4 protein-coding genes are annotated in these 6,337 nt (G+C 20.1%); 2 read left to right on the top strand and 2 right to left on the bottom strand.

Annotation, left to right across the window (positions count from 1 at the left end; translation table 11 throughout):
• Positions 1–417: 417 nt before the first annotated feature.
• Both trfA and GJT85_RS02285 read left to right on the top strand, forming a co-directional pair.
• Positions 418–1,308 carry a plasmid replication initiator TrfA gene (trfA, locus tag GJT85_RS02290; protein ID WP_208754619.1) on the top strand — a complete coding sequence of 297 codons (891 nt, stop codon included), beginning with the start codon at positions 418–420 and terminating at the stop codon, positions 1,306–1,308.
• 93 nt (positions 1,309–1,401) lie between these two features.
• A complete protein-coding gene (locus GJT85_RS02285) occupies positions 1,402–2,049 on the top strand; it encodes a prephenate dehydratase domain-containing protein (protein ID WP_208754618.1) in 648 nt (215 codons plus the stop codon).
• Between the two features lie 5 nt (positions 2,050–2,054).
• On the opposite strand, the gene GJT85_RS02280 is transcribed toward GJT85_RS02285, so the two are convergent.
• Positions 2,055–3,329, bottom strand: a complete 1,275-nt coding sequence (locus GJT85_RS02280; protein ID WP_208754617.1) for a glycoside hydrolase family 28 protein — start codon at positions 3,327–3,329, stop codon at positions 2,055–2,057.
• A gap of 110 nt (positions 3,330–3,439) precedes the next feature.
• On the bottom strand, positions 3,440–6,337 hold the full coding sequence (locus GJT85_RS02300) for an inverse autotransporter beta domain-containing protein (RefSeq protein ID WP_211080557.1): 2,898 nt from the start codon (positions 6,335–6,337) through the stop codon (positions 3,440–3,442).

Genomic DNA, 6,337 nt, shown 5'->3' with positions numbered 1-6,337 from the left:
ATTCAATCTTAATTTTATGTTTTTCTGTAAATGTGTTTAAAAGATAGTTTTGATTCATTGCATTTAACAGATCATAAACCATTATTTCTTTTTTGTCAATTGATTTTATTATAAATTATTATAAATGATTATAAATGATTATAAATGATTATAAATGATTATAAATGATTATTGCTACTTGCTATCCTGATTATTGCTACTTGCTATCCTGATTATTGCTACTTGCTATCCTGATTATTGCTACTTGCTATCCTGATTATTGCTACTTGCTATCCTGATGATTAAATCTATTGACATTTGTTTTTTTTTTTAATAAAATGTTTTGTTATTAGATAGTGTTTTTGGTTAAGGTTTGCATGTACTTTTTTTATTTGTTTTTATGTTTTTTAATTTTTTCTTTACAGAAAAATAATTAAAATGTGTAAATCAATATACGATAGAATAAATTCTTTAGTTCAAAAAGCGAACTATAATGATAACAATAAGCATTATTGCTTTAGCAATAATGCTAAAGATAAATCAGTCTTAGTACGTTATAAATCAAAAAAAAATGTTAATTATCATTTAGATTATGACGAAAATAATAATGTTATACCATTTTTATCACACAGTAAGAGAGTGATTCCTAATATTATGTTACGTAGTTCTCTATTTAGTGTTATTAAGAAAGGACAGCGTAAATATGAAAAAAATATTTTAAAATTTTCTTTACAGGGTATATATATACGTTTTACTGGAGAACAATTAGATCAATCAGATTTAGATGTTTGGTTAGAATGTTTACATAGGTATACTGTTCCTATAGGTGATAAAGTAGAATTTTCTACTTATTCATTTTTACGTTCTATAGATAGAAGTACTGGGACTAAAGATTATAAATGGTTAAAATCTTGTTTATTAAGATTATCTATATGTGTTATAGAAATTAGTTATCAGAATAGTTTTTATATAGGTCATTTATTACATGAATGGTATAGAAATATTAATAATAATAAAAAACATGTTATTGTTTTAAATAAGAAGATAGTAACATTTTTTACTGATGAAATGTGGACAGCAATTTCTTTAAAAGAAAGAAAACAATTAAAAGGCAAATATTTATCTCAATGGATACATTGTTTTTATTGTTCACATAAAATTCCTTTGTGTTATAAAGTAAGTACATTAAATAAATTATGTGGTAGTACAACTAAATTATTATGGAAATTTAGACAAAATTTAAAAAAATCATTATTAGATGTCAATAAAGCAACAGGATGGAAATGTTGGATCGATAAGAATGATTTTGTGCATATAATTAAAAAATAATATTTTTATATTTTAATTTTGTTTTTAGTATATTTGTATGTTATTTTAAATAATAAATTTTTATAAAAATAAATATTTATTAATATAAATTTTATGTCTATTAAAAATAATATTTTATATATACAGTATAATTCTTTATTAAATAATAAAGAATTTAGAAAAAGTAATAATATTATTACTTTTTCTTTTTTAGGACCTATTGGTAGTTATTCACATTTAGCAACTCTATACTATATAAAAAAACATTTAAAAAACAATACAGATATTATTATTAATATTATTTGTAATAACTTTATAGAAATATTTCATACTCTAAAATTAAAAGTTGCTCACTATTCTATAGTGCCTTTAATAAATAATTATACTGGTATAATAAAAGATGTATATACATTGATACAAAAAAATAGTGTAAAAATATTCTTTTATTTTGATATGCCTATTAACCATTGTTTAATTAGTAATAACAATAATTTAATTTTAAATAATATTACAACCATTATTAGTCACCCTCAACCATTAAAGCAATGTAGTATGTTTATTAAGAAATATTCATGGAATATTAAATATTCTTCTAGTTCTTCTTATGCATTACAATATATATCATTCTGTAACACAAATAGTAACTTAGCTGCTATTAGTAATAAAATAGCAGCTAAGTTCTATAATTTATATGTAATAAAACATAATATATCTAATATTATTAATAATAAAACTCGTTTTATTGTAATTAATTCTCCTTAATAAAATTACATATTAGGGCAATGATCTGCATTAGTATCATAGTTTATAGATCCATTAATATGAACATTATGTTTTGTCCATATAGATCCAGGATGTATATGTATATTTTTAAAAAAAACTTGTATAATATGATTAACATCAAAACCATTAAAAACAAATTGCCCTGGTGTTAATACACTAATATTTTCAAAATATATATTATTAAATTGAGGAATATGTTCCCCATTTATTTTTACAATTTTATAAAATGCATCTAAAACAATAGGATTTTTAACATTAAACATGCAAATATTTTTATAATATATGTTATTTACTAATCCACCTTTTGTACTATCACTTTTAATTCTTAACCCATTTGTAGTATTTATTAAAGATAAATTTGTTATTAAAATATTATTTACACCACTTTGTGTTTCACTGCCTATAGACATACCATGACCATATCCAAAATTATTATTTATAATACTAATATTTTTTGATTCTCCTGTACTACCTGCTTTTATTGCAATATTATCATCTCCAGTACTAATATTAGTGTGTGTAATAGTTATATTTTGTGAAGATGAGGGGTCGATACCATCAGTATTACGTGCATCTGCTGGGGTATTAATACTAATACCCCAGATTGTTAAACCATTTGTTTTATGAGAAACAATATGAAAATTTGGTGAATTTATTAAATGAATTTTATATAAAACAACGTCTTTACTATTATTAATATCAATTAAATGTGGAGCATTTTGTTTTTTATTTTTTAATTTAGCTTCTGTAGCTAATTGCCACCAGGTAAAATTTTTATTTTTTAAAATATGCCCTCCTTGTCCATCTATATAACCATTGCCATAAATACCATTATTTTCACCATTAATAGTAATAAATGGTTTACATCCCTTACCAGAATTATTTAATGTACCACAATCTTGATTATTATTAATATTATAAAGATTAGGGTCATTTATAGATTTTAATATTACTGTTTTATCAATTAAAAGACCACCATAAGAAGGGATATTTAAAGGACCTGAGTAAAAAATATTTTTATTATTATGAGATATTAAATGAACAATTTGATGTTGTTTAGCACAAACATTAATTGCTTGTTGTAAGATATTTGTTGAATCTTGATCATTTGCTTCTAAAATTTTACAAGTTTTAGGTATAATTGGTTCTTGTACATGACGTTTATCTTCAGCAAATAATTTAGTATGAAATAAAAATAATGCTATAGCTAAAATAACTGTTTTTTGCAATATTTTTTTATAGAAAAATAATTTTTTCATTTTTTATTATAAATATATAGTATAACTATAATTACATATTATTATATAATTAAATAATATTTAAATATTATTTTAGATCAAAAATAATATATTTTTTATAATAAAATTATTTAAATTTCGCAAAAAACATTATAAGTACTACTTGATAATCCCTTAAAAATTTTATTGTTTAATAAATCAACATAATAATAATATTTCATATTATTATTATTATCTATAGATGAAGACCATATAAATGATGTGCGTTTACTATATATTGGCCAACCATAAATATTTAATAAATCATAATTATTTAAATTTTTGTTAAATTTGATTAAAGTTTCTTTAGAAGGTAAAGTGCCATTGATACTTTTACAATATTTTTTAGCATTATCATAATCTAAAATAGACCAATATTCATTCGAATAATACAACTTATCATTTTTTCCTCCTATATATTCTGCATATAGTGGAGGTCTATGTAAAGTAATATTATTAGACATAATAGTATCTTGCATGTGTCCATACATATTTGCTTTATCTATGTCTGGGCTTGTTGGTACTGTAAATATAAAATTTATAATTTTAATTATTTTATTATTGTTGTTTATATTAATACTCAGTGTTGTTTTTACACCTAAACCATCAGGACTAGATATTTGTAAATGTAGTTCTCCATTTTCATCTGTCATAAACTTATAATCATTATTAATTAAAGTTATATTAGTTTTTAAATTTTTAATATGTAATGGTTTTGGTTTTACATTAATGTTATTTTTCATATCTATCTGTTGTCTATTTTTTATAGATAAGGTTTTTATAATTATACTTTGTGGTTTTGTAATTGCATCTTTATCTTCAGTAATAATTTTTAATTTTAAGTTAACATGATCAGATATTTTAGCTTTATATGTTGTTTTTTCATTAAAAATATATAAGTTAGTAATTTCATTATTACCAGTAAAAATTACTTTTTTTGATAAATTTTCATATGTATTATTATTAATTTTTACTTTAATAATATTTTCACCTATAGTATTAATAAGTATATCAGTACAATAAACTCCTAATGGTTTTTCTGTAATATTTGTAAATTGTGTTTCTATATCTTTATTTTTTACAATAAATTTAATATCTCGAATATTAGAAATAGCATTATTATTTTTATCTTTTGCATAAAAACATACTTTTATATTTTTGGGTATTTTATATTTTGTATTATCTGTACATATTTTTAATATAGATTTATTTTGATCTATTTGTTGTTTAGTAGGGCATAATACTTGAATTTTTATTTCAAAATTTTGTTTGTTTTTGTAAATATCTTCTATTATAACTTTAATATTATAGTTATTTTGCTGATTATTTAATTTATTATCTGAATTATTCTTACTAATATATTTTGGTAAAATAACTATAATATTATTATTATTATTATTAACAATTTTACCCTTATTTATTAAAAAATTATTATTATATTTGAATTCGATATTTTTTATTAATTTTGCATTATATATTTCAATAATATTATTAGTACTAGGATAATTAATAATATTTGTATTTTTTATACTAACTTTTTCGATTTTTTTATCTATATATTCTATAATAATATTATCATTTCTATTTACAAAATCGTATTTATTTAATTTATTAAAATTATTTGTGTATTGATTTTTGTTATTATGTGTTTGTTCATTTATTGATTTATTTAAATTTAAATTTAAACCTATTCCTAATGTTGTATTATTTTCTCCCCCATTTATTTCTTTTTCTAATATAATATTTAATATTGAGTTTATTTGATAATTAATACCAAAAGAAAAAATTGACGGATATTTTATTTTATTTTTTTCTATATTTTTTTGGATTTTGTTAAAAAAGTAGTTATGAAAATTTTTATTATATTTCAAATTAAATATAATTTTAGGGATTTTTGGAATAGATCCTGTTGCTATTATGTCAAATCCATTTACTGGTCTTGCCATAATTATATTATTTTTTGTAGTAATTTGTTCTGTATAATTTTTATTAGGGGCTTGTATCTGTTTCCATCCATTTAGACCGATATAAATATTAGCATTTAATTTTATTAATGGTTGCCAAAATTCGATGCCAAAACCTATTCTTTTTTGTTTTAATGTTAAGTCATAATCAACAAAATTGTTTGCTCCTAGCAAACAATTTTGTTGTGAGAAAAATTTTCTTATACCTAAACCTATATTTATTTGTTTTCTTTGATTAAGAAAATTAAAATTATTTTGTATAAAAAATAAAAAATCCTTTTTATCTATAATAGGGGCAAAAATTTTTAGGTTTAATTTAATAATTGTAGGAATTTTGTTAGCAAACATAATACCTAATGAACTCTTATAATTTTTTATATTTATGGAATTAAAAAAATTATTAATATTTTTAATTTGATTATCTATTGTTTTATAGTTTTTTATTCTAATGGTTTTAAGAGTTCTTTGAACGTCATTCTGATCTTGTTGTGGTATATTTTTATTGTTTATAGTATTAAAACTTGTTTTATTACTTTTATGTAATAACATATTACATAATGATATTAATTTTGTGTTTGATTCCGTAATTAATATATAAATAGTGCTTTTATTATCAATAGTATTAATTGATATTAATTTATTTATAAAATAATGTTTGTTGTTTATAATTTTTACTATTTTGTCTATTACATATATTTTATTTATAAATTCAGTTCTTAATTTTTTATTTGATAACATGTATTTGGTATTAATAGCTCTTAATCTGCCTTTATTTTTTCTTAACATTAAGCTATCTTTTGTTAACAAATTAACTTTTCTTTTTTGTTTTTTATAAAAATTAGAATTTACAATTTTTGATACTATATCATAATCGCGATGTATTCCTTTCTTTTTAATATAACTATTTATAAAACCATTATTCATTTTTTTGATGTTAACTATAGTATGCACAATAAAAATATTTGCAAAAGAAACAAGTGTACTAGAACAAAAAATGATTTTTAAGAAATTTGCGTATTTTTTCAT

Origin of the sequence: Enterobacteriaceae endosymbiont of Neohaemonia nigricornis (assembly GCF_012571795.1) — a bacterium.
GTDB lineage: Bacteria > Pseudomonadota > Gammaproteobacteria > Enterobacterales > Enterobacteriaceae.
This window is presented reverse-complemented; position numbering and strand designations above follow the sequence as displayed.

What these genes read in the sequence shown, in the direction of transcription:
- GJT85_RS02280 (WP_208754617.1), bottom strand. Translation starts at nt 3,329, where the DNA reads ATGAAAAAATTATTTTTCTATAAAAAAATATTGCAAAAAACAGTTATT.
- GJT85_RS02285 (WP_208754618.1), top strand. Translation starts at nt 1,402, where the DNA reads ATGTCTATTAAAAATAATATTTTATATATACAGTATAATTCTTTATTA.
- GJT85_RS02300 (WP_211080557.1), bottom strand. Translation starts at nt 6,337, where the DNA reads ATGAAAAAATACGCAAATTTCTTAAAAATCATTTTTTGTTCTAGTACA.
- trfA (WP_208754619.1), top strand. Translation starts at nt 418, where the DNA reads ATGTGTAAATCAATATACGATAGAATAAATTCTTTAGTTCAAAAAGCG.